The 22,149-nt window shown below is 56.9% G+C and carries 25 protein-coding genes; 20 read left to right on the plus strand and 5 right to left on the minus strand.

The genetic code is table 11. The features are described from left to right. Positions 1-69: 69 nt before the first annotated feature. From AC3ZVB_RS27330 to AC3ZVB_RS27340, 3 genes are read right to left on the minus strand one after another with little or no spacing between them, the layout of a single operon-like run. A complete protein-coding gene (locus AC3ZVB_RS27330) occupies positions 70-651 on the minus strand; it encodes a cob(I)yrinic acid a,c-diamide adenosyltransferase (RefSeq protein ID WP_490148293.1) in 582 nt (193 codons plus the stop codon). A gap of 3 nt (positions 652-654) precedes the next feature. Next, positions 655-2,691, minus strand: a complete 2,037-nt coding sequence (locus AC3ZVB_RS27335) for a sensor histidine kinase (RefSeq protein ID WP_194692571.1) — start codon at positions 2,689-2,691, stop codon at positions 655-657. Between the two features lie 45 nt (positions 2,692-2,736). Beyond that, complete coding sequence (locus AC3ZVB_RS27340) at positions 2,737-3,654, minus strand: putative 2-dehydropantoate 2-reductase (protein ID WP_162439858.1); 918 nt, start codon at positions 3,652-3,654, stop codon at positions 2,737-2,739. Between the two features lie 133 nt (positions 3,655-3,787). Between AC3ZVB_RS27340 and AC3ZVB_RS27345 the strand changes: the two genes are divergently transcribed. Next, positions 3,788-4,273, plus strand: a complete 486-nt coding sequence (locus AC3ZVB_RS27345) for a YajQ family cyclic di-GMP-binding protein (RefSeq protein WP_007906601.1) — start codon at positions 3,788-3,790, stop codon at positions 4,271-4,273. A gap of 133 nt (positions 4,274-4,406) precedes the next feature. Next, a complete protein-coding gene (locus tag AC3ZVB_RS27350) occupies positions 4,407-5,249 on the plus strand; it encodes a mechanosensitive ion channel family protein (RefSeq protein WP_162439859.1) in 843 nt (280 codons plus the stop codon). 77 nt (positions 5,250-5,326) lie between these two features. Here AC3ZVB_RS27350 and AC3ZVB_RS27355 read toward each other — a convergent pair whose 3' ends face one another. Then, positions 5,327-6,655 (minus strand): OprD family porin, encoded by a 1,329-nt coding sequence (locus AC3ZVB_RS27355; RefSeq protein WP_162439860.1) that lies wholly within the window; start codon positions 6,653-6,655, stop codon positions 5,327-5,329. A gap of 889 nt (positions 6,656-7,544) precedes the next feature. Here AC3ZVB_RS27355 and AC3ZVB_RS27360 point away from each other — a divergent pair. Both AC3ZVB_RS27360 and AC3ZVB_RS27365 read left to right on the plus strand, forming a co-directional pair. Further along, a complete protein-coding gene (locus AC3ZVB_RS27360; RefSeq protein ID WP_490148294.1) occupies positions 7,545-7,970 on the plus strand; it encodes an HIT domain-containing protein in 426 nt (141 codons plus the stop codon). A gap of 3 nt (positions 7,971-7,973) precedes the next feature. After that, entirely contained in the window at positions 7,974-8,180 is a 207-nt protein-coding gene (locus AC3ZVB_RS27365; protein ID WP_162439863.1) for a SlyX family protein, read from the plus strand. Between the two features lie 64 nt (positions 8,181-8,244). Here the strand turns inward: AC3ZVB_RS27365 and AC3ZVB_RS27370 are convergent, their stop codons facing one another. Beyond that, positions 8,245-8,847 (minus strand): cold-shock protein, encoded by a 603-nt coding sequence (locus AC3ZVB_RS27370; RefSeq protein ID WP_162439864.1) that lies wholly within the window; start codon positions 8,845-8,847, stop codon positions 8,245-8,247. 309 nt (positions 8,848-9,156) lie between these two features. Between AC3ZVB_RS27370 and AC3ZVB_RS27375 the strand changes: the two genes are divergently transcribed. The 16 genes from AC3ZVB_RS27375 (at position 9,157) to queE (ending at position 22,149) form a co-directional block, all read left to right on the plus strand. Next, complete coding sequence (locus tag AC3ZVB_RS27375; protein ID WP_162439865.1) at positions 9,157-9,627, plus strand: Dps family protein; 471 nt, start codon at positions 9,157-9,159, stop codon at positions 9,625-9,627. 260 nt (positions 9,628-9,887) lie between these two features. Further along, positions 9,888-10,214 carry a ribbon-helix-helix domain-containing protein gene (locus tag AC3ZVB_RS27380; protein WP_162439866.1) on the plus strand — a complete coding sequence of 109 codons (327 nt, stop codon included), beginning with the start codon at positions 9,888-9,890 and terminating at the stop codon, positions 10,212-10,214. A 147-nt stretch (positions 10,215-10,361) separates the two neighbouring features. Next, positions 10,362-10,583, plus strand: a complete 222-nt coding sequence (locus AC3ZVB_RS27385) for an FmdB family zinc ribbon protein (RefSeq protein ID WP_010457489.1) — start codon at positions 10,362-10,364, stop codon at positions 10,581-10,583. Positions 10,584-10,692: 109 nt separating this feature from the next. Then, entirely contained in the window at positions 10,693-12,468 is a 1,776-nt protein-coding gene (gene aspS, locus AC3ZVB_RS27390) for an aspartate--tRNA ligase (RefSeq protein ID WP_162439867.1), read from the plus strand. Between the two features lie 116 nt (positions 12,469-12,584). After that, positions 12,585-13,331, plus strand: a complete 747-nt coding sequence (locus AC3ZVB_RS27395; protein WP_490148295.1) for a YebC/PmpR family DNA-binding transcriptional regulator — start codon at positions 12,585-12,587, stop codon at positions 13,329-13,331. 154 nt (positions 13,332-13,485) lie between these two features. Further along, positions 13,486-14,010: a crossover junction endodeoxyribonuclease RuvC gene (gene ruvC, locus AC3ZVB_RS27400; RefSeq protein WP_162439869.1), complete on the plus strand. Its 525-nt coding sequence runs from the start codon at positions 13,486-13,488 to the stop codon at positions 14,008-14,010. Positions 14,011-14,125: 115 nt separating this feature from the next. Then, a complete protein-coding gene (ruvA, locus tag AC3ZVB_RS27405) occupies positions 14,126-14,743 on the plus strand; it encodes a Holliday junction branch migration protein RuvA (protein ID WP_090187430.1) in 618 nt (205 codons plus the stop codon). Further along, positions 14,744-15,805, plus strand: coding sequence for a Holliday junction branch migration DNA helicase RuvB (gene ruvB, locus AC3ZVB_RS27410; protein WP_162439871.1), 1,062 nt, complete (start codon positions 14,744-14,746; stop codon positions 15,803-15,805). It abuts the gene before it with no gap. A gap of 127 nt (positions 15,806-15,932) precedes the next feature. Next, on the plus strand, positions 15,933-16,400 hold the full coding sequence (ybgC, locus tag AC3ZVB_RS27415; RefSeq protein ID WP_162439872.1) for a tol-pal system-associated acyl-CoA thioesterase: 468 nt from the start codon (positions 15,933-15,935) through the stop codon (positions 16,398-16,400). Next, complete coding sequence (tolQ, locus tag AC3ZVB_RS27420) at positions 16,390-17,085, plus strand: protein TolQ (protein ID WP_017340467.1); 696 nt, start codon at positions 16,390-16,392, stop codon at positions 17,083-17,085. The genes ybgC and tolQ overlap by 11 nt, the downstream gene beginning before the upstream one ends. Before the next feature lie 23 nt (positions 17,086-17,108). Next, positions 17,109-17,561, plus strand: coding sequence for a protein TolR (gene tolR, locus AC3ZVB_RS27425; RefSeq protein WP_162439884.1), 453 nt, complete (start codon positions 17,109-17,111; stop codon positions 17,559-17,561). Further along, the gene (tolA, locus tag AC3ZVB_RS27430) at positions 17,561-18,640 is read left to right on the plus strand and encodes a cell envelope integrity protein TolA (RefSeq protein WP_162439873.1); all 1,080 of its coding nucleotides are present in this window, start codon (positions 17,561-17,563) and stop codon (positions 18,638-18,640) included. The genes tolR and tolA overlap by 1 nt, the downstream gene beginning before the upstream one ends. Positions 18,641-18,657: 17 nt before the next feature. Further along, on the plus strand, positions 18,658-19,938 hold the full coding sequence (gene tolB, locus AC3ZVB_RS27435; RefSeq protein ID WP_178114329.1) for a Tol-Pal system beta propeller repeat protein TolB: 1,281 nt from the start codon (positions 18,658-18,660) through the stop codon (positions 19,936-19,938). 52 nt (positions 19,939-19,990) lie between these two features. Continuing rightward, positions 19,991-20,491, plus strand: coding sequence for a peptidoglycan-associated lipoprotein Pal (gene pal, locus AC3ZVB_RS27440; protein ID WP_028621922.1), 501 nt, complete (start codon positions 19,991-19,993; stop codon positions 20,489-20,491). A 6-nt stretch (positions 20,492-20,497) separates the two neighbouring features. After that, positions 20,498-21,334 (plus strand): tol-pal system protein YbgF, encoded by an 837-nt coding sequence (gene ybgF / locus AC3ZVB_RS27445; protein WP_194692568.1) that lies wholly within the window; start codon positions 20,498-20,500, stop codon positions 21,332-21,334. Between the two features lie 167 nt (positions 21,335-21,501). Then, positions 21,502-22,149, plus strand: coding sequence for a 7-carboxy-7-deazaguanine synthase QueE (gene queE / locus AC3ZVB_RS27450; protein ID WP_045058222.1), 648 nt, complete (start codon positions 21,502-21,504; stop codon positions 22,147-22,149).

Below are 22,149 nucleotides of genomic sequence, written 5' to 3' on the forward strand. Positions count from 1 at the left end.
CCCATCGCGGGAAAGCCTTGCTCCTACAGGAGTAATGCTTGCTCGCGATGGGGCCACTCAATGCTTGGACTAAGCCTCAGGTTTGGAAGCCGGCTGCCACAAAATCTCGGCAACGCCCTGGCGCTTGGCAATCAAGCGCGCCACCACAAACAACACATCCGATAACCGATTGATGTAGGCCAACCCAACCCCGGCCAACGGTTCAATCGCATTCAACTGCTGGCACTGGCGCTCCGCACTGCGTGCCAGGCTTCTGCACACATGGGCCTGGGCGATCAGCATCGAGCCGCCCGGCAGGATAAAATTCTCCAGCGGTCCCAGCTCCTCGTTCCAGAGATCAATGGCCGCTTCCAGGCGTTCGATTTCAGCCGCGTTCAGTGCTTGATACACCGGCATCGCCAGCTCGCCACCCAGATCGAACAGGCGGTGCTGACAAGGTGCCAACACGTCGATCACTTCGTTCAAGCCCGGATAACGGTCGCTTTCTGCCGCCAGACCCGCCAATAACACGCCGACCTGGCTGTTCAGCGTATCAACCTCGCCAATCGCCTCGATGCGCGGGTGATCCTTGGGGACGCGGCGGCCGTCACCCAGCCCGGTTTCGCCTTTGTCGCCGGTGCGGGTGTAAATCTTCGACAAGCGAAAGCCCATGGGTTACCTCGATAGCTGATTGAGTTCTTGAGAGACCAGCGGAGTGCCCGCCAGGGGCAGGCGTAAGGTGAAACACGTGCCTTGGCCCAAGGTCGATTGCACTTCCATCTGACCCTTGTGGTTGTTGGTGATGATGAAATAAGAAACGGACAGGCCAAGGCCGGTGCCCTGGCCGATTTCCTTGGTAGTGAAAAACGGCTCGAAGGTGCGCTTGCGGACGTTCTCACTCATACCGATACCGTTGTCCTCTACCTGGATCTCCGCCCAAGGCGGGTTCAACTTGGTACGCAGGATAATTCGTCCGGGCTCACGGTCATCCTCGCGCTGGTGAATGGCCTGTGCGGCGTTTTTCAGCAGGTTGAGTAACACCTGTTCCAGTTCGTTGGCGGTGCCAGGCACCGGGCCGAGCTGTGGATCGAACTGGCGAACGATGGCCTGGCCTTTGAAATCGAAACCGATCGCCAGGTCGAAGTCGTTACCCGCGATTTCCACTGCCTGATCAATCAATGCCGGTAGATCGCAGGGGGCCATTTGGCGGGTGCTGCGACGGCTGAAACTGAGCATGTGCGTCACGATCTTCGCCGCGCGAGCGCCCGCCTGCTGGATACCGTCGAGCAGCTGTGGGACTTCGCGCGCGACCAGGTATTGGTTAACGGTCTCCAGCTCAATACCCATGAGTTCAGCTTGTTCGAGGTTTTTCGGCAGCTCCGAGGACAGGCGTCGGCGAATGTTCTGCACGTTATGCAGGATGGCGCCCAGCGGGTTATTGATCTCGTGGGCCATGCCGGCCGCCAGCCCCCCTACGGAAAGCATTTTTTCCGACTGCACCATCATTTCTTCGAGCGACAGGCGTTGGGTGATGTCATCGATGCGGATCACCACACCGCGTCCGGCCCCGCCCATCAATGGATAAAACGTCAACGCATAATGCTTGGGCTCGTCGTCCTTGAACCAGGTCACACGCTCGATCTTGGCCACGGTGTGCTGTTCGACTGTTTGCTTGAGTTGCGGCAGGAACGGCTTGAGGGGTTCGAACGCAAGGAATATCGGCTGATTCAACGCTTCATCGAGGCGCGTACCGGACAGGGCGCTGGCTTCCTGATTCCATTGCGTCACGTAGAGCTGTTCATCCAGTGCGATCAGCGCCGACGGCATGGAGTCGATGATGCTGTTGAGGTAGTTCTGGAAGCCCGTGAGTTTCTTTTCGATCTTGCTGCGCACCTGGACTTCGAGCTCCAGCTTGCGGTTGGTGTGACGGGTTTCTTCGGCCAGACCCTGGGCCTGGTCATAGGCTGCCTGGGAGTCGTCCCGGGCGCGCTTGAGTTGGTGCTCGCGGGCTTCGATTCGCGAGAGCATGGTATTGAACGCCTCGGCGAGGCTGCCGATTTCATCATGGTTGCCCCGGGACGCGCGCAGGGCATAGTTCTCTTCGCGGGTCACCTGTCGGGACAGTTCTTCGAGTTGATGGATGGGCTGGGTAATCAGGCGTTTGATCTGCCGGGCGATCACCAGCCATAACAGCACACTGAAAATCAGAATGCCGAGACTGGCCGTCAGGGTGCCGGTGTAGAAGGCCACCGGTAATTCGCTGCTGGCAACCAGGAGCAAATGGCCGGGAGCCGTGCCGGGGCGGGGCAGGGTGATCAGTTGATTGCTGCGAAATTCAGTCGCTTGCCAGGACTCGATGTGCCGGTAGCGCTCCGGCAGCTTGAGCTTTTCGCCATGTTGCAGTTGCGCGAGCCGTTCGCCCTTGCCGTCGTAAAGTGCCGCCGCGCGCAACGGGGAATAGCTGTTCAGTTCGTTGAGCAGGCGTTCGGCGCTTTCCGGCGACTGCAAGGCCTCGGACACCAGACTCGGGTTGGACACCAGCCGCCCGATGGTCTGCAACGCCTGGGGCGCCATGCTCTCCTGCGAGATGTAATACGCGGCGCTGATAAAGGTCAGGTTGGCGACCAGCAGGACAGTGGTCAATAGCACCAGCAGGGCGGCCAGCAGTTTCTGGCCGACCGGGAGGTTTTCAAGGCGCTGGCGCAATGGCATCAGGTTCGTCGCTGAAAAGGAACAAGTGGCCAGCGTAGCCGCTGCTCAGTCGCTGGGCAATCCAAGGGTGTGCAGATGGGCGATCAACCGTGACTCAAGCTGATTGAGGTGCGGCAGGTTCAATTGATGCCGGGCGGCGACTTTACAGGCGTAGCCCAGTAGGTAGCTGATTTCGGTGCGCCGCCGATTGCTGACGTCCTGATACATCGAAGAGTAATTGGCTGCGGTGGCATGGATGACGCGCTCTACTTCCTGCTGCAGTTCCTCGGCAGCGGCGGGCTGGCCGCAACGTTCGAGCAGCTCGGTCAGTTCGCCACAGAGGGTGGCGACTTCGCAATGATGGTCCTGAAGGCCGCCGTTGCGGCAATCGTGCAGCACCGTCAGCGGATTGATCGCACAGTTGAGCGCCAGTTTTCGCCACAGTCGAGTCAGGATATCGGTACTCCATTCATGTGGGATGCCCGCGGCGGTTACATCATCCAGCCAGAACGGCGCCACTGGATGACTCGCATCTCCCAGCCAGGTGTAACCGTGGCCGGCGAACACTACGCGCCAGTCGCCATCGCGAAAGGCGCCTTCGGTGCTTGAAGCGAAGATGCAGCGCGCCTGTGGGGCCTGTGCGGCGACGGCGTCCTGGCTGCCCAGGCCATTCTGCAAGAGGATCAACTCCGCTCCAGGGACCATCCGGGGTACAAGCTGGGCGACAGCGTTCTCGGCATCGTAGGCTTTACAGGCCACCAGCAGACGAGCAATCGGTTCACTGTTGTCAGGTGTCTGCGCCGGTACCGGATAGCAGCGTGCTTCACCGTGTTCGATCAGTGTCAGCCCGCCCGCGGCCTCGTAAGCTTGCAGGCGCGTCGCGTCCCGCACGATCAACCTGACCGGTAACCCGGCACGTGCCAGGCGTGTAGCCCACAATGTGCCGAGACTTCCGGCGCCCAGAACATGCCAGGTGGTGGACATCAGCTTTTTGCTCGGATTGAGGCGTGCATCAGCGGCTCGCAGTGAATGATGGGAAAGACCCGTTATAATCAGCGCGGATTTTAACCGCAAGCCAGGCGTGCTCCATCGGTACGCCTTTTATTGGAGAGATTACATGCCGTCGTTCGACGTGGTATCCGAACTGGACAAACACGAAGTCACCAACGCGGTCGAAAACGCCGTCAAGGAACTCGATCGCCGTTATGACCTTAAAGGCAAAGGCACCTTCGAGTTCAAGGAAAAGGACCTGACTGTCAACCTGACTGCCGAGGCCGATTTCCAGCTCGAAGCTATGATTGAGATCCTCAAGCTGGCGCTGGTCAAGCGCAAGATCGATGTGCAGTGCCTTGAGGTCAAGGACGCTTACGCATCGGGCAAGCTGATGAAGCAGGAAGCTGTGCTCAAGGAAGGCATCGACAAAGAGCTGGCGAAGAAAATCGTCGCTCACGTCAAAGACGCCAAGCTCAAGGTCCAGGCCGCCATTCAAGGCGAGCAAGTGCGTATCACTGGCAAGAAGCGTGACGACCTGCAGGAAGCCATTGCGGCCCTGCGCGCCAAAACCTTCGACATGCCGCTGCAGTTCAACAACTTCCGCGACTGACGGGGGCGGGAACCTCTCGGCGTTTTCGGCGTCCGAGGCCCAAGCAACGGCAGAAACGATTGAGCCCCATGGGTTCGGTCTTTCTGCCGCTCATTTTTCGTGTGCCGGGTAGCCGGAAATCAGGAGTGTAACGATGGATTTGAATGCTGAAGTGGACAACCTGGTCAAGGCGTCCCAGGCCTGGATTCCGATGATCATGGAATACGGTAGCCGTGTGCTGCTGGCGATCATTACCCTGGCCATCGGTTGGTGGCTGATCAATAAGGTCACGCAAAAGCTCGGTGCCCTGCTGGCGCTGCGTAATGCCGACCTGGCCCTTCAAGGCTTTATCAGCAGCCTGGCGAACATCATTCTCAAGGTATTGCTGATCGTCAGCGTGGCGTCGATGATCGGTGTCGAAACCACATCATTCGTTGCGGCCATCGGTGCAGCGGGTCTGGCCATCGGTCTGGCATTGCAGGGCAGTCTTGCAAACTTCGCTGGCGGCGTGCTGATTCTGTTGTTCCGCCCGTTCCGTATTGGTGACTGGATCGAAGCTCAGGGTGTTGCAGGTACAGTTGACAGCATCCAGATCTTCCACACCGTACTGCGTACCGGTGACAACAAAACCATCATTGTGCCAAACGGTAATCTGTCTAACGGCATCATCACCAATACTAACCGTCAACCGACTCGCAAAGTCGTCTTTGATGTGGGCGTGGATTACGAGGCGGACTTGCAGAAAGCCCGTGAGGTATTGCTGGATCTGGCCAAGGACGAACGCATTTTGGCAGAGCCGGCTCCGCAAGCCGTCATTTCTACACTGGGCGATAGTTCGATTACTGTTTCCCTGCGTGTTTGGGTTAAAACAGCCGATTACTGGGACGTGATGTTCATGTTCAACGAACAGTCCCGTGATCGATTGAAAACTGCGGGTATCGATATCCCGTTTCCACAGCGGGTGATTCGAGTGGTTCAGGAATCTGCGGTGCAGTAACTGTAAAACGTAAACAATAAAAAAGGCCCATCCGAAGATGGGCCTTTTTTTGGTTACCGCGAACTAACTGCTTTCGATTACAAGATCGACAGCGGGTAGTCGACGATCAGACGGAACTCGTCGATATCGCCTTCGCCTTGGTCAGTGTTGGCGCGGTGCCATGCTTGACGAATGCGGAACGACAGGTCTTTAGCCGGGCCAGCTTGTACTACGTACTTGGCCTCAACGTTGGTTTCGTGGTGTTTGCCATCTTCACCGTACAGGCCAGCGTATGCGCCATTAGTTGGAGCGTTCGAACCGTCGATGTCCCAACCTTTAACGTAACGGGTCATGAAGCTCAGACCAGGAACGCCGTATTCGGCCATTTTCAGGTCATAACGTACTTGAGCCGATTTCTCGCCAGGACCGTTGAAGTCAGAGTACTGGATGGAGTTGGCGAGGAAGATCGAGTCGCCGCCACGGTTGTTTTTACCCACGCCGACGTAGTCGAACGGAGTATCGCCGTTGATTTTCTGGAAGCCAACGGTGAGGGTGTGTGCTTTCAGGAACGAGAAAGCAGCTGCCAGGGAGAACGCGGTGTTGCTGATGTCGCCGGCTTCAGCGCTACCGGAATCGTCTGTGCGGTAGATGTTACCGTCCAGGTTCACCGACTGATCGCCACCCATAGGGATGGTGTAGTTGGCGTTGGCGTAGTACTGGTTCCAGATATCTTCGAGCTGGGCGCCATACAGCGACACGCTGAAGTTTTCGTTGATGCCGTATTTCGCACCACCGTAGTTGATGGTGTCGGCTTCAACGCCAGCGTAGTTGGCCCACAGACCGCCGTCACGGCCGTTTTTGTCCTGGCTGGTCGCCGAGTAGAAGTGACCGGCTTCGAGGTCAAGGTCTTTGATCTCGCTGCTTTGCAGTTGGAAACCGCTGGCAGTTTGCGGAAGGATGCGCGAGCCGCCAACAGCAAATACAGGAGCGGTGCTTGGCTGCATGTCGCCAGCTTTCAGCTCGGTCTTGGAGATGCGAACTTTCAGTGCAGCGCCGGCTTTGCCTTGGCTGTCATTGTTTTCGCCAGCAGCGTTAGTGCTCAGGTTACCCGAACCCGAGTACTTGTCGGAGCCGTCCAGTTTGATGGCGAGGTAACCGAAAGCGTCAATACCAACACCAACGGTGCCCTGGGTGTAACCAGAGTTGAATACACCGTGGAAACCCTGGGTCCAGTCTTTGTCATCGACTGCGCCGTCTTTCTTGTTACGGTTGAAGTAGTAGTTGCGGAGCAGCACGTTGAAAGTGCTGTCTTCAACAAAACCTTTGGCTTCGGCCTGGTCGCCTACGAAAGGTGCGGCCGTAGCCATTTGAGTGCTGGCTGCTGCTGCAACTGCCAGTGCGATCATGCTCCACTTCATCACGCGCATCGTGATTTGCTCCTTTGGTTTTATAAGAGTACTGCCGTCCCACCTGTTTTATTATCTGGGCGGCTCTTTCTTTTTGTGTCGGCGCAAACTTATATCACGCCGACCATGTTGGCGATACTTGCCCATCTAACCTTTCAGCATCTTTACGAGCGTGTCGCAAATAGCGTGGTCGATGTCGCAAATTTGCAGCCCCGACGCAAGCGGACTGACAACTTTTTCGTTGTTTTCCAGGGCCTGAGCATCGGTAAAAAGAGTCCCTGGTAAAACGTGTGAATCTCCATTGGGCAACCCTGCCACTGTTTTTATTTGCCTTCAGGCTGCCACATCCAGTGGAGGCGCCAAAAGCTATGTGGGTGTGAATGCAACAAGCGTGCACAAATCAGGGTTACGCCGCTGTTTTTTTCAGAAACACCTTCTTCCGCTGTAAAAACCTCATAAAGCCGGGGGGTTCAGCGCCTTTTTTCAGGGCTTGACGCCATCATTGGCATCGTGTTTCAGCCTGATGGTCGGCAGCGTGACAACCAAAAACGTTACCGGTTCACCCCGTCAGTGAGTAAACGGCGGATGCCCGACGCATCAGCGTAGACGCACTGTGCGATTTTGGTGCAATAAATTTCAATCGCTGTGCTGAATTCATACAGCAAGCCCGCCAAGCTGTCGCGAACACATCGTTGTTTTTCAGTCATTTCCGAGGTTTTTTTAAAGTAATTGGTTCTGAAGTGGTGCGCCTTGGCCAAAAATGTTCCATGTCGGAGCATGTGTCGTGTGAATTGTCGATCATCGTGAAGCGGGCGACGTTCGCGGTTATGCTGCCGTCCTGTCGCTTGGCGCGTCGTCTCTGGAGGCGGACGCTAAGCTCAAAACTGATGACCAGCCGGGAGTGCGCGCAGTGTTCGCTTTAGATCCACGACTTCAACAAGACACGTTACCCATCGGGGATTTCCCGCTTTGCCGGCTGCTGCTGTCCAACGATTCCAACTATCCATGGTTCATTCTGGTGCCGCGCCGCAACGATATCAGCGAGATATTTCAGTTGGATGTCGCCGATCAACAGCAGCTATGGCAGGAAACGACTGCGCTTTCGGAGGTGCTCAAGGATTCGTTCGACGCCGATAAGTTGAATGTCGCGGCACTGGGTAACGTAGTCAGTCAGTTGCACATGCATGTGATCGTGCGCAAACGCGAGGATGCTGCGTGGCCGGCTCCGGTGTGGGGCAAACACCCTGCCACTCCTTATAGTCAGGAGCAGGTCGCGACCATTCGCGAGCGACTGCGGCTGGTGTTATCCGATGACTTCACGTTTCTGGAGGGTTGAATCATGAGCCTGGAAGAACGCGTCAACGATCTCGAAAGCCGACTGGCGTTTCAGGATGACACCATTCAGGCGTTGAATGATGTGCTGGTAGCGCAACAGCGCGTGGTTGAGCGCTTGCAGTTGCAGATGGCTGCCTTGCTCAGGCGCCAGGAGGAAATGGCGGGTCAATTCGATTCGTCCGAAGAGGAGGCGCCACCTCCGCACTACTGATAAACAGCAGGCAATAAAAAAACCGCGATCAGCCTGGCTGCTCGCGGTTTTTTTTAGCTTTGGATCAGCGTCGCGGCAGAGCAGCGATCACGTCTTCGGCTTGCAGGCCCTTGTCACGATTCATGACGGAGAACTCCACGCGCTGGCCTTCCACCAGAACGCGGTGGCCTTCGCCACGAATAGCCCGGAAATGCACGAAGATGTCATCGCCGGAATCACGGGAAATAAAGCCGAAGCCTTTGGACGTGTTGAACCACTTGACGGTGCCGGTATCGCGGTTGGTCATGTCATAGCTTGGCGAGGCGGCAGCCGGTGAAGATTTGTAGAAGCTGATCGCCAGGTGCAGCAGAACGGCGATGACGGCAGCGATCAGGCTGAACAGAACGGCAGGCTGGCCGGCAATGACAGGCATTGGCGCGAACAACGTCAGGGTTTGCAAGACGACAGCCAGAACCAGCAAGGCGCTGACGAGGTTTTGCAATTGATGACGCGTGCCTTTGTTCCAGTAAGGAATGACAGGAGCGAGGGTCAGATTAAGCAGGCCGAAAAAGGCCAGGTACAGCGCATCTTGGTGTTGCAGGTAAGGAACAGCTTCGGCTTGCAGGCTAGGGATGAAGGACAGCAGCAAGGCTGCTGCGCCCATTAGCAGGTGGACGATTTTCAACATTTTGATTAACTCACGTTAAGACGGATCACAAGGAAGAGCTGATGGAGCACGGTTCGCTTCAGAACAATAAGAGGCGTTGGGCACGTTCCCGATATCAGCCTATGCGCAGCGCCCGGAAAAAAAGGTGCTAGCGACACACTGCCTATTTAACAGCAAAGCCCGTGGCTACTCAAATCAGGGAGTCCAGCGGCACTGGGCGGTCGATTTGTCGCACGCCCCAAGGGCATCCATTGCTGCGGTGTGGCGACAGGCTTGCTAGAGTGGTCCTGCACCTGTTGGATGAATTTTCATCACCTTTAGGGGAAACGCATGGCAATCGATATTGGTATCAGCGAAGAAGATCGCAAGTCGATCGTCGACGGACTTTCGCGTCTGTTGTCGGACACTTATGTGCTTTATTTGAAGACCCATAACTTCCATTGGAATGTCACCGGGCCCATGTTTCGGACCCTGCACCTGATGTTCGAAGAGCAATACAACGAGTTGGCGCTGGCCGTCGATTCGATTGCCGAGCGCATTCGCGCACTGGGGTTTCCGGCGCCGGGCGCCTATTCCATTTATGCGCGTCTGTCTTCCATTAAGGAAGAAGAGGGCGTTCCCAAGGCCGAGGACATGATCCGGCAGCTGGTCGAGGGTCAGGAAGCTGTCACCCGCACGGCTCGCGGTATTTTCCCATTGCTCGACAAGGTCAGCGACGAGCCAACGGCAGATTTGTTGACCCAGCGCATGCAGGTCCACGAGAAAACCGCGTGGATGCTGCGCTCATTGCTGGATCAGTAATAAAGAGCAGGCGAGCGCGGATGACGTCTGGTCGATGTCGTCCGCGCAATGCCATCCTTTTCCCTTCTTGCTGAATGAGCTTTTACCCGCGCATGTAGGAAAACGTCTTCAGCAAGACCCGCTCCGAGATCGCCTCTCAGTTGTAGGCTTATCCTACGTCGACGGTCATAAAGTCATCTGGATATACCTTTGCGCCTGCGCTTTGATAAGAGCCAGCATTGCTCTTGCAAGTGGCGGGATGACAAAGGAGTGTCAACAGTATGGATAGTGTTGTCAGAGGCAAAGAGGGACGGTTCGATCCACTCAAAGGTATCGGGATCGATCCGTTTGTCAGTGAATTCGATATGGGGCTGGCCCAGCCGTTATCACGGTCTGTTCGTTTAAACGGCTTTGCGACCTGTTTGCGGCTGGAGCAGGTTTACTGGGATATTCTGGGAGAAATGGCCAGGGCCAATCGATGTTCGGTCAGTGCGTTGTTGTCTCACGTCGATCGCGAGGTGCATTTGCGCCACGGAGGAGTGAAGAATTTCAGCGGACTGGTCAGGGTTGTCTGCGTTGTACATAGCTTGAAGGAAGGGCGCGCGTGACCCTGACTGGGCAGGCGCGCTAAAAGTGGCAGAGTGTCGGTCTGTGCAGTCTTACGGCTGCACTGGCTGCATTTAATGGATATAATCCCGCACTTTTCCGCAAAGCCCTGCGTATGCGGTAGCAACCTGATCGCCGAGACAACCCCCATGCCGATGTACGACTATCAATGTGCTTCCTGTGGTCATCAGTTGGAAGCCATTCAAAAGATCAGCGCAGCACCGCTGGTCGACTGCCCTGCCTGCCAGGCGCCAGAGCTTAAAAAGATGCTGTCCATGCCAGGCTTCCGCCTTAGCGGTACCGGCTGGTACGAAACCGATTTCAAGACCGGTTCCAAGAAGAATCTGGCTGGCGGCGACAAAGCTGACTAAGGTCTGGAACCTGAGTTGAACGACACGAGCGAGTTCTTGCACCATCAGCAGACTGATGCGCGCGGGGCCTCCAACCGAATTTCGAATTACGAGAAGTGAAACCACTACCATGATGCGCAGCCATTATTGCGGCCAACTGAACGAAAGCCTGGAAGGCCAGGAAATTACCCTTTGCGGATGGGTTCACCGTCGCCGTGACCACGGTGGGGTGATTTTCCTCGATATCCGTGATCGTGACGGTCTGGCCCAGGTGGTTTTCGACCCGGATCGCGCAGAAACCTTCGCCGCCGCCGATCGCGTGCGCAGCGAGTACGTGGTCAAGGTCACTGGTAAGGTGCGTCTGCGTCCGGCCGGTGCCGGCAACGCCAACATGGCTTCGGGCATGATCGAAGTGCTGGGCTACGAACTCGAAGTCCTGAACGAAGCGGAAACCCCGCCGTTCCCGCTCAACGAGTTCTCGGATGTCGGCGAAGAGACTCGTCTGCGCTATCGCTTCATCGACCTGCGTCGTCCGGAAATGCTCGAGAAGCTGCGTCTGCGTTCGCGCATGACCACCAGCATCCGTCGCTACCTCGACGAGAACGGCTTCCTCGACGTCGAAACGCCGATCCTGACCCGTGCCACGCCAGAAGGCGCCCGTGACTACCTGGTGCCGAGCCGTACCCACGCGGGTTCGTTCTTCGCATTGCCGCAGTCGCCGCAACTGTTCAAGCAACTGTTGATGGTGGCCGGCTTCGACCGTTACTACCAGATCGCCAAGTGCTTCCGCGACGAAGACCTGCGTGCCGATCGTCAGCCTGAGTTCACTCAGATCGACATCGAAACCAGCTTCCTCGATGAAAAAGACATCATGGGCCTTACCGAAGGCATGATCCGCAACCTGTTCAAGGAAGTGCTGGATCTGGACTTCGGCGACTTCCCGCACATGACCTGGGACGAGGCCATGCGCCGTTACGGTTCCGACAAGCCAGACCTGCGTAACCCGCTGGAACTGGTTGACGTTGCCGACCAGCTTAAAGAAGTCGACTTCAAGGTCTTCAGCGGACCGGCCAACGATCCGAAAAGCCGTATCGCCGCTCTTCGCGTTCCAGGCGGCGCAAGCATGCCCCGCAGCAAGATCGACGATTACACCAAGTTCGTTGGCATCTACGGCGCCAAAGGCCTGGCCTACATCAAGGTCAACGAGCGCGCGAAGGGTGTCGAGGGGCTGCAATCGCCGATCGTCAAGAACATCCCTGAAGCCAACCTCAATGTGATCCTTGATCGCGTTGGCGCGGTAGATGGCGACATCGTGTTCTTCGGTGCCGACAAGGCCAAGATTGTCAGCGAGGCCCTGGGCGCACTGCGGATCAAGGTCGGTAACGATCTGAACCTGCTGACCTGCGAGTGGGCACCGATGTGGGTTGTCGACTTCCCGATGTTCGAAGAGAACGACGACGGCAGCTTCACCGCCTTGCACCACCCGTTCACCGCGCCGAAATGCACGCCGGAAGAACTGGAAGCCAACCCGGCGACCGCTCTGTCCCGTGCCTACGACATGGTATTGAACGGTACCGAGCTGGGTGGCGGTTCGATCCGTATCCACCGCAAGGAAATGCAACAGTCGGTGTTCCGTCTGCTGGGTATCAGCGAAGCGGAGCAGGAAGAGAAGTTCGGCTTCCTCCTCGATGCTTTGAAATACGGCGCGCCACCCCACGGTGGTCTGGCTTTCGGTCTGGACCGTCTGGTCATGCTGATGACCGGCGCCCAGTCGATCCGTGAAGTCATTGCCTTCCCGAAAACCCAGAGCGCGGCTTGCGTCATGACTCAGGCTCCGGGTGTGGTAGATGCCAAGGCATTGCGCGAACTGCACATTCGTCTGCGCGAAACGCCTAAAGCAGAGTAACGCTGACCGTAAAGGCGCATCCTTCGGGGTGCGCCTTTTCTTTAGGTCGAGATTTTTTTTTGCTGGCCGACGATTCGCGTGGCGGGCAATGTTTCAAAGAGAATTCGGAGCGAGTTATGGCGGGTCATTCCAAGTGGGCGAACATCAAGCACCGCAAAGAACGTCAGGATGCCAAAAAGGGCAAGATTTTCACCAAGTGGATTCGTGAGCTGACCGTCGCAGCCCGTCAGGGTGGCGGTGATCCGGGTTCCAATCCGCGTCTGCGTCTGGCGTTGGACAAGGCGCTTGGTGCGAACATGAGCCGCGACATCATTGACCGTGCAGTCGCTCGCGGTGCGGGCGCTGCCGACACTGACGACATGGTCGAGTTGACCTACGAAGGCTACGGCCCTGGCGGCGTGGCGGTAATGGTCGAGTGCATGACCGACAACCGTAATCGCACTGCTGCAGCCGTTCGACATGCCTTCAGCAAGTGCGGCGGCAATCTGGGAACTGACGGTTCGGTTGCTTATCTGTTCGAACGCAAAGGTCAGATCTCCTTCGCACCGGGTGTCGACGAAGACGCGCTGATCGAAGCGGCCATGGAAGCGGATGCCGATGACGTGGTCACCCACGAAGACGGTTCCATCGACGTGTCCACCTCGTTCGCCGGTTTCTATTCCGTGCGTAACGCGTTGGAGGCGGCCGGTTTCAAAGGTGATGATGCGGAAATCGTCATGCTGCCGACCACCAGCGCCGAGCTGGACCTGGAGGGCGCCGAGAAGGTCCTCAAGCTGATTGACATGCTTGAAGACCTGGATGACGTGCAGAATGTCTACTCCAATGCGGATATCCCGGAGTCGGTTGCCGCTCAACTCGGTTGATGCATTTATTAAAGATCGCAGCCTTCACTTGGCCCCTGTAGGAGCTGGCGAAGCCTGCGATCTTTTGATTTTGGCTTTTTATTAAAGGATCGCAGCCTTCGGCAGGTCCTACACGGTTATTCTCAAGCTACAGCGATCTCTTTCTGCAGGCGTTATGACTTTAATACTTGGTATCGACCCCGGTTCGCGCATCACCGGTTATGGCGTGGTGCGCGATACCGGGCGTGGCTGTGTGTACGTAGCGTCGGGCTGCATTCGTACCGGTTCGGGGGAATTGCATGAGCGTCTGCAAATCGTTTATCGCGGCGTTCGTGAAGTCATTCAGACCTATGGCCCTGTAACAATGGGAATTGAAAAAGTCTTTATGGCCCGCAACGCCGATTCCGCGCTGAAACTTGGCCAGGCGCGCGGCGCCGCCATCGTGGCCGGCGCTGAGGAAAGCCTCGAAATCGCCGAATACACCGCGACTCAGGTCAAGCAGGCGGTAACAGGCACTGGCTCGGCGAATAAAGAGCAGGTGCAGATGATGGTCATGCATATGCTGAAATTGACCAGCAAGCCGCAAATAGACGCCTCTGACGCCTTGGCCATTGCGATTTGTCACGCTCATACCCGGTCCAGTCTGCTGCCGCATGGCCTGGGTGCCGCACGCAGTCGTGGCGGTCGCCTGCGTCTCTGATAGCATCAGCAATCATTTTTAGGGAATGAGGGTTTTTGTGCCTGTGTTGCCGGTACGAAACCCTTGTTCTGTCAGTCGCCAGCAAAGCTCTGGCAAACGCTCAAGGATCTGAAACGTGATTGGACGCTTGCGCGGCACCCTGGCTGAGAAACAGCCGCCGCACCTGATTCTGGATGTAAATGGTCTGGGGTATGAGCTGGAAGTGCCTATGACCACGCTTTATCGCCTGCCGTCGGTCGGTGAACCGCTGACCTTGCACACCCATTTGGTCGTGCGCGAAGACGCGCAGTTACTCTATGGTTTCTATGGCAAGCGTGAGCGAGACTTTTTTCGCGAGTTGATCCGTCTCAATGGTGTGGGGCCGAAACTGGCCCTGGCTTTGATGTCGAGTCTGGAAGTCGATGAGCTGGTGCGTTGCGTGCAATCCCAGGACACTTCGGCACTGACCAAGGTGCCCGGCGTCGGGAAGAAAACCGCCGAGCGTTTGCTGGTAGAGCTCAAGGACCGCTTCAAGGCATGGGAAACCGTGCCGGCGATGTTCGCTCTGGTACCCAATCAGCCAGGTGGTCCGGATGCACCGGCGCCGGTCGCGACGGCAGAAAATGATGCAGTCAGTGCGCTGATCTCCCTGGGTTACAAGCCGCAGGAAGCCAGCAAGGCGATTTCCGCGATCAAGGAGAAAGGCTTGAGCAGTGAAGACATGATTCGTCGTGCCCTGAAGGGAATGATCTAAGTGATTGAAGCTGATCGTCTGATTACCGCCGCGCCGGGCCCTCGTGATCGCGAGGAAGTCCAGGACCGGGCAATTCGTCCTGTCAGCCTGGCCGAGTACATCGGTCAACCGACGGTTCGCGAGCAAATGGAATTATTTATCCAGGCTGCTCGTGGGCGTAACGAATCCCTGGACCACACATTGATTTTTGGTCCGCCGGGGCTGGGTAAGACCACCTTGGCCAACATCATCGCTCAGGAAATGGGGGTGTCGATCAAAAGCACCTCCGGTCCGGTGCTGGAGCGTCCGGGTGATCTGGCGGCGTTATTGACCAATCTTGAACCTCATGACGTGCTGTTCATCGACGAAATCCATCGGCTGTCGCCGATCGTCGAGGAAGTACTGTACCCGGCGATGGAAGATTTCCAGCTGGACATCATGATCGGCGAGGGGCCGGCTGCGCGATCAATCAAGCTTGATCTGCCACCCTTCACCCTGGTGGGTGCGACGACGCGCGCCGGTATGCTGACCAACCCGTTGCGGGATCGTTTCGGGATCGTGCAGCGCCTTGAGTTCTACAGCACCGCGGACCTGGCGACGATTGTCAGCCGTTCAGCGAGCATCCTCGGCTTGCCGCTTGATCCGGAGGGCGCCTTTGAAATTGCCCGTCGGGCCCGGGGTACTCCACGAATCGCCAACCGCTTGTTGCGTCGGGTGCGGGACTTCGCTGAAGTGCGTGCCAAGGGCCATATCACCAAGCCGATCGCCGACCTCGCCTTGAACCTGCTGGATGTCGACGAGCGTGGTTTCGATCATCAGGATCGGCGTCTGTTGCTGACCATGATCGAAAAATTCGACGGTGGCCCGGTCGGGGTGGACAGTCTGGCGGCCGCGATCAGCGAAGAGCGCCACACCATTGAAGATGTGCTGGAGCCGTACCTGATTCAGCAAGGCTATATCATGCGGACACCCCGGGGGCGGGTGGTCACGCGGCATGCGTACCTGCATTTTGGTTTAAACATCCCGTCACGAATGGGCGATATGCCTGTAGTAGACGAATCCCTGGATGCCGTAGACGATTAATCACTTCTGCGGGCTGATCGATTCGAGGTTTGCGCTGTCCTAGGACCGTGCTTTCGCGAGAAAGCCGCAGAACAATGAAAAACAGTTGCCTGGCCGGATTGGCAACCTGAGGAGTAAGCACTAGAGTATGCGCGCGCAAAACGGGCTTGAGCCTTTCGCACATCGTTGTCGCGTTTATTACGAGGACACCGATGCGGGCGGCATCGTGTATTACGTTAATTACCTCAAGTTTATGGAACGGGCTCGAACCGAGCGGCTCCGGGAGCTGGGCTTTGCCCAATCCCAGCTGGCAGGGGAGGACCTGTTATTCGTCGTGCATTCCAGCGAAGCGCGCTACCACGCGCCGGCGCGACTGGACGACGAGCTTCTGGTAAGTGCTGAAGTAATCGAATTGAACCGGGTCAGCCTGCGTTTCAAGCAGCAGGTCAGGCGGACAACGGATAATGCGCTGCTCTGTGAAGGGCAGTTTTTGGTGGCCTGTGTGCGCACTGACAGTTTGAAACCCCGGGCCATTCCCGAAGCTCTACGTGCGGCCTTTGCCGACGTGAGCGGCGCGGGTACACACTCAAAGCAGGAGATAAAGCGTGGAAGCTAACGTCGTCGACCATTCCTCCATGTGGAGCCTGGTCAGCAATGCCAGTATCGTGGTGCAACTGGTAATGCTGATCCTGGTAGCCGCATCGGTGACCTCATGGATCATGATCTTTCAGCGCAGCAACTTGCTGCGCGCGGGTCGACGTGCCCTGGAGAGCTTTGAAGAGCGCTTCTGGTCGGGTATCGACCTGTCCAAACTCTACCGTCAGGCCGGCAGCAATCCTGACCCGGATTCGGGTGTGGAGCAGATCTTCCGTGCTGGTTTCAAGGAGTTCTCCCGTCTGCGTCAGCAGCCAGGCGTTGATCCTGAAGCGGTCATGGAAGGTGTGGCCCGTGCCATGCGCGTTGCCATTTCCCGCGAAGAAGAAAAGCTTGAACAAAGCCTGCCTTTCCTGGCGACCGTCGGTTCCGTCAGCCCGTACATCGGTCTGTTCGGTACGGTTTGGGGCATCATGAACTCTTTCCGTGGCCTGGCCACCGCGCAGCAGGCAACCCTGGCCACTGTGGCACCGGGTATTGCCGAGGCGCTGATTGCTACCGCGATCGGCCTGTTCGCCGCGATCCCTGCCGTTATCGCCTACAACCGTTTTGCTGCCCGCAGCGAAACGCTGATCAGCCGCTACTACACCTTCGCCGATGAATTCCAGGCGATCCTGCACCGCAAAGTGCACACCAGCGAAGAATAAGCAGGTAATTTCCAATGGCTTTAATCGCTCGAGCTCGCAAAAAGCGCAAGCCGGTCGCCGAGATGAACGTAGTGCCTTACATCGACGTGATGCTGGTACTGCTGGTCATCTTCATGGTGACCGCACCGATGCTCAATCAGGGCGTGAAAGTTGATCTGCCGAAGGTTTCCAGCGAAGCCTTGCCGCAGGACAACAACACCCAGGTCCTGACCATTTCGATCAAGGCTGACAAGACCTATTACTGGAACCTTGGCAGCGAAGTCGATACCCAGAAGCAGCAGGACAAGGCCATGACCTTGCCGCAGATGACTGACGCCGTGACCAAGATCATTCGGACCGGCACTGAAGGTGGCAAGCACACCCAGGTCTTCATTCGAGGCGACAAGACCGTCGATTACGGATCGGTCATGGGCGCCATGGGCGGTCTCCAGAAAGCCGGGGTCGGTAACGTTGGCTTGATTACCGAGGCGCCCTGATGCAGCAACAGCGAGAGCCGACAGCCTCGGAAAGCTACTTCTGGCCTAGTGTCTGGGCAATTGGCTTGCACGTGCTGGTATTCGGCATGTTGTTTGTCAGCTTCGCCATGACCCCGGAGTTGCCGCCGGCCAGGCCGATCGTCCAGGCGACCCTGTACCAGCTGAAATCGAAAAGTCAGGCAACCACCCAGACCAATCAGAAGATTGCGGGTGAGGCGAAGAAATCCGCTGCGCGCCAGACCGAAGTCGAACAGATGGAACAGAAAAAGATCGAACAGGAAGCGATCAAAGCCGCGGAACAAAAGAAGGAAGATACGGCTCAAAAAGCCGAAGAATCCAAGAAGGCCGACGAGACCAAGAAAGCGGAAGAGGCTAAAAAGGCTGATGAAGCCAAGAAAGCCGATGAAGCGAAGAAGACCGCCGAAGCCAAAAAGGCAGAAGAGAAACAATTGGCTGATATAGCCAAGAAGAAATCTGAAGAAGAAGCCAAGAAGGCTGCTGAAGAAGAGGCCAAGAAAGCGGCCGCTGAAGAAGCGAAGAAAAAGATCGTCGAAGACGCGAAGAAGAAAGCCGCGGAAGACGCCAAGAAGAAATCTGAAGCTGAAGACGCGAAGAAGAAAGTCGCCGAAGACGCGAAGAAGAAAGCTGCTGCCGATGCTGCGAAGAAAAAGTCGCAGGAAGCAGCACGTAAATCCGCTGAAGAGAAAAAGGCCCAGGCCTTGGCAGATTTGCTTTCCGACACGCCTCAGCGTCAGCAGGCCTTGGCGGATGAGCAGGGCGATGAAGTCGCCGGCAGCTTCGATGACTTGATTCGTGCTCGTGCAGCAGAAGGCTGGGCTCGTCCACCTTCGGCACGCAAAGGTATGACGGTCGTGCTTCAAATCGGCATGTTGCCGGATGGTACGGTGACTTCGGTCAGTGTTGGCAAGTCCAGCGGCGATGGTCCGTTTGACGCTTCGGCAGTGGCGGCAGTGAAAAATATTGGTCGTTTGACAGAAATGCAGGGAATGAAGCCGAGTGATTTTGCTCCGTATCGTTCATTCAAGATGACATTCACACCTGAGGATCTAGCCTTGTGAGAAACCTTCTTCGAGGAATGCTGGTCTTTATCTGCTGCATGGCAGGTATGGCGGCAGCAGATGAGAAAAACATTCTGGTTACCAGCGGCAGTGATCGGGCTACCCCGATTGCAGTCGTGCCGTTTGGCAACCAGGGCGGCAGCGTGCTGCCGGACGATATGGCCGAAATCATCGGTAACGACCTGCGTAACTCGGGTTACTACTCGCCGATTCCAAAGCAGAACATGATCAGCCAGCCAAGTCAGGCCAGCGAAATCATCTACCGCGACTTCAAGGCGCTGGGCGCCCAATACGTCATGGTCGGCAGCATTACGCCTGCTGGCGGTCGCCTCCAGGTTCAGTACGCGCTATTCAACGTCGCCACCGAGCAGCAAGTGCTGACCGGTAGCGTGTCGGGTAGCGTTGATCAGCTGCGTGACATGGCTCACTACATCTCAGACCAGTCGTTCGAAAAACTCACCGGTATCAAAGGTGCATTCTCGACTCGCCTGCTGTACGTGACGGCTGAGCGTTTCTCCGAGAAGAACACGCGTTACACGCTGCAACGTTCGGACTATGACGGTGCCCGCGCCGTAACGCTGCTGCAATCGCGCGAGCCAATCCTGTCGCCGCGTTTCGCACCGGATGGCAAGCGCATCGCCTATGTTTCGTTCGAGCAGAAGCGCCCGCGCATCTTCATGCAGAACATCGACACCGGTCGCCGCGAGCAAATTACCAACTTCGAAGGCCTGAATGGCGCGCCAGCCTGGTCGCCGGATGGCAATCGCCTGGCATTCGTCCTGTCGAAAGACGGTAACCCGGACATCTATGTGATGAACCTGGGTTCGCGTCAGATCACGCGTGTCACCAACGGTCCTGGCATCAACACCGAACCGTTCTGGGGTAAAGATGGTTCAACCATCTACTTCACCTCCGACCGTGGCGGCAAGCCACAGATCTACAAAACCAGCGCCGGTGGTGGCGGTGCAGAGCGTGTGACTTTCATTGGTAACTACAACGCCAACCCTAAACTGTCGGCTGACGAAAAGACCCTGGTGATGATTCACCGCCAGGAAGGCTTCACCAATTTCAAGGTGGCGGCCCAGGATTTGCAGCGAGGTAGTGTAAAGATCCTCACTGATAGCACTCTGGACGAGTCGCCTACTGTTGCGCCCAACGGCACCATGGTAATCTACGCCACCCGCCAGCAGGGCCGGGGAGTCTTGATGCTCGTGTCCATTAATGGACGCGTAAGGCTCCCGCTTCCTACCGCACAAGGCGAAGTCAGAGAACCTTCCTGGTCCCCTTACCTGAACTGACGCGGCGCTACACGTTGTACTTAACACATTGGGGTTCATTAGGAGTTTCACGATGGAAATGCTGAAGTTTGGTAAGTTTGCTGCTCTGGCTCTGGCTTTGTCCGTAGCCGTTGGTTGCTCGTCTAAAGGCGGCGACAATGCCGGTGAAGGCGCAGCTGTTGATCCAAACGCTGGTTATGGCGCAAACACTGGTGCAGTTGACGGCTCCCTGAGCGAAGAAGCTGCTCTGCGCGCTATCACCACTTTCTACTTCGAATACGACAGTTCGGACCTGAAGCCAGAAGCCATGCGCGCTCTGGACGTTCACGCCAAAGACCTGAAAGCAAACGGCGCTCGCGTTGTTCTGGAAGGCAACACCGACGAACGTGGTACTCGTGAGTACAACATGGCACTGGGCGAGCGTCGTGCGAAAGCCGTTCAGCGCTACCTGGTACTGCAAGGCGTTTCCCCAGCTCAGCTGGAACTGGTTTCCTACGGCGAAGAGCGTCCAGTTGCTACCGGCAACGACGAGCAGTCCTGGGCTCAAAACCGTCGCGTCGAACTGCGTAAGTAATTCGTCATGCGAACGTGCCGTCGTGCTGTAACTGTTTTGGCTCTCAGCCTCGCACCGCTCGCGGTGTGGGCTGCGGTTCCTGTGGTCGAGGACAACTCCGGCTATAACAATAGCGGGAGTAGTTATCCGCCTGCGGGTTACGGTACGAACGGCGCCTATGCCGGGGGAGGGGTTTCGGCCCCTGTCTCGGCACAGGGCGAGCTGTTCAACCAACTGCAATCGATGCAGGAGCAGATCTCGCGCCAACAAGGCATCATCGAAGTTCTGCAAAATGATGTAGCGCGCATGAAGCAAGAAAGCCTGGAGCGATATCAGGATCTTGATCGGCGCATAGGAACCGGCGGTGCACCAGCCGCGACTCCTGAGAATTCTTCAAGCGGTGGCGATTTGAATGCCCCCGCAGCAGCAGGCGCAGGTGCCGGAGCAGCTGCCGCTCAAGCACCGGCTGCCGGTACTGAACCGGCTGATCCGGCGAAGGAAAAACTGTATTACGATGCAGCCTTCGACCTGATCAAGGCCAAGGATTTCGACAAGGCCAGTCAGGCCTTCGCCGCTTTCCTGCGCAAGTACCCGAACAGCCAGTACGCGGGTAACGCTCAGTACTGGTTGGGCGAGGTAAACCTGGCCAAAGGCGACCTGCAAGGCGCAGGTCAGGCGTTTGCCAAGGTTTCGCAGCTGTATCCCAAGCATGCAAAAGTGCCTGACTCGCTGTACAAGCTTGCTGATGTAGAGCGCCGCCTGGGTCATACCGACAAGGTCAAAGGCATTCTGCAGCAGGTGGTTGCCCAGTATCCGGGGACTTCCGCCGCTCAGCTGGCACAGCGCGACTTGCAGCGCATGTAAGCTTGCTGGACCCGTTTTGAAGAAACCCGCACTTGTTGCGGGTTTTTTCGTTAGAATTCACGCCCTTTTTATGTAATACCGCTTTTTGGGATTCGCGCGATGGCGGGGTTCCTTGAAGTGCCTGACGGAGGCGGACAGCCTGTTTAGCTGTTACGCCCGTGGCGACTATGCAAGACACATTGAGAATCACCGAAGTTTTTTACTCGTTGCAGGGTGAAACGCGAACTGCCGGGCTGCCCACTGTTTTTGTGCGACTGACCGGTTGCCCACTGCGTTGCCAATACTGCGACAGCGCCTACGCGTTCACTGGCGGCACTGTCCGTCCGCTCGATGACATCATCGAGCAAGTCGCCGGCTTTCGTCCGCGCTATGTGTGTGTCACAGGCGGCGAGCCTTTGGCGCAACCCAACGCCATTCCTTTGCTCAAGCGCTTGTGTGATGCCGGTTACGAAGTGTCACTGGAAACCAGTGGTGCTCTCGACATCTCGGCAGTAGATTCGCGGGTCAGTCGAGTTGTTGACCTGAAGACGCCGGGTTCGAAGGAGGCGCACCGTAATCGCTACGAGAACATCGAGCTGCTCACGCCCAATGATCAGGTGAAGTTTGTCATCTGTTCCCGGGAGGACTACGACTGGGCTGTCTCCAAACTGATCCAGTACGGTCTGGATCGACGGGCTGGCGAGGTGCTGTTCTCACCCAGTCACCATGACCTGAATGCTCGGGACCTGGCTGATTGGGTAGTCGCGGACAATCTCCCAGTGCGTCTGCAACTGCAGCTGCATAAATATCTTTGGAATGACGAGCCGGGGCGCTGA

This window comes from Pseudomonas sp. MDV22-iso1 (genome assembly GCF_058145095.1).

What these genes read in the sequence shown, in the direction of transcription:
- AC3ZVB_RS27330 (WP_490148293.1), bottom strand. Translation starts at nt 651, where the DNA reads ATGGGCTTTCGCTTGTCGAAGATTTACACCCGCACCGGCGACAAAGGC.
- AC3ZVB_RS27335 (WP_194692571.1), bottom strand. Translation starts at nt 2,691, where the DNA reads ATGCCATTGCGCCAGCGCCTTGAAAACCTCCCGGTCGGCCAGAAACTG.
- AC3ZVB_RS27340 (WP_162439858.1), bottom strand. Translation starts at nt 3,654, where the DNA reads ATGTCCACCACCTGGCATGTTCTGGGCGCCGGAAGTCTCGGCACATTG.
- AC3ZVB_RS27345 (WP_007906601.1), top strand. Translation starts at nt 3,788, where the DNA reads ATGCCGTCGTTCGACGTGGTATCCGAACTGGACAAACACGAAGTCACC.
- AC3ZVB_RS27350 (WP_162439859.1), top strand. Translation starts at nt 4,407, where the DNA reads ATGGATTTGAATGCTGAAGTGGACAACCTGGTCAAGGCGTCCCAGGCC.
- AC3ZVB_RS27355 (WP_162439860.1), bottom strand. Translation starts at nt 6,655, where the DNA reads ATGCGCGTGATGAAGTGGAGCATGATCGCACTGGCAGTTGCAGCAGCA.
- AC3ZVB_RS27365 (WP_162439863.1), top strand. Translation starts at nt 7,974, where the DNA reads ATGAGCCTGGAAGAACGCGTCAACGATCTCGAAAGCCGACTGGCGTTT.
- AC3ZVB_RS27370 (WP_162439864.1), bottom strand. Translation starts at nt 8,847, where the DNA reads ATGTTGAAAATCGTCCACCTGCTAATGGGCGCAGCAGCCTTGCTGCTG.
- AC3ZVB_RS27375 (WP_162439865.1), top strand. Translation starts at nt 9,157, where the DNA reads ATGGCAATCGATATTGGTATCAGCGAAGAAGATCGCAAGTCGATCGTC.
- AC3ZVB_RS27380 (WP_162439866.1), top strand. Translation starts at nt 9,888, where the DNA reads ATGGATAGTGTTGTCAGAGGCAAAGAGGGACGGTTCGATCCACTCAAA.
- AC3ZVB_RS27385 (WP_010457489.1), top strand. Translation starts at nt 10,362, where the DNA reads ATGCCGATGTACGACTATCAATGTGCTTCCTGTGGTCATCAGTTGGAA.
- aspS (WP_162439867.1), top strand. Translation starts at nt 10,693, where the DNA reads ATGATGCGCAGCCATTATTGCGGCCAACTGAACGAAAGCCTGGAAGGC.
- AC3ZVB_RS27395 (WP_490148295.1), top strand. Translation starts at nt 12,585, where the DNA reads ATGGCGGGTCATTCCAAGTGGGCGAACATCAAGCACCGCAAAGAACGT.
- ruvC (WP_162439869.1), top strand. Translation starts at nt 13,486, where the DNA reads ATGACTTTAATACTTGGTATCGACCCCGGTTCGCGCATCACCGGTTAT.
- ybgC (WP_162439872.1), top strand. Translation starts at nt 15,933, where the DNA reads ATGCGCGCGCAAAACGGGCTTGAGCCTTTCGCACATCGTTGTCGCGTT.
- tolA (WP_162439873.1), top strand. Translation starts at nt 17,561, where the DNA reads ATGCAGCAACAGCGAGAGCCGACAGCCTCGGAAAGCTACTTCTGGCCT.
- tolB (WP_178114329.1), top strand. Translation starts at nt 18,658, where the DNA reads ATGCTGGTCTTTATCTGCTGCATGGCAGGTATGGCGGCAGCAGATGAG.
- pal (WP_028621922.1), top strand. Translation starts at nt 19,991, where the DNA reads ATGGAAATGCTGAAGTTTGGTAAGTTTGCTGCTCTGGCTCTGGCTTTG.
- ybgF (WP_194692568.1), top strand. Translation starts at nt 20,498, where the DNA reads ATGCGAACGTGCCGTCGTGCTGTAACTGTTTTGGCTCTCAGCCTCGCA.
- queE (WP_045058222.1), top strand. Translation starts at nt 21,502, where the DNA reads ATGCAAGACACATTGAGAATCACCGAAGTTTTTTACTCGTTGCAGGGT.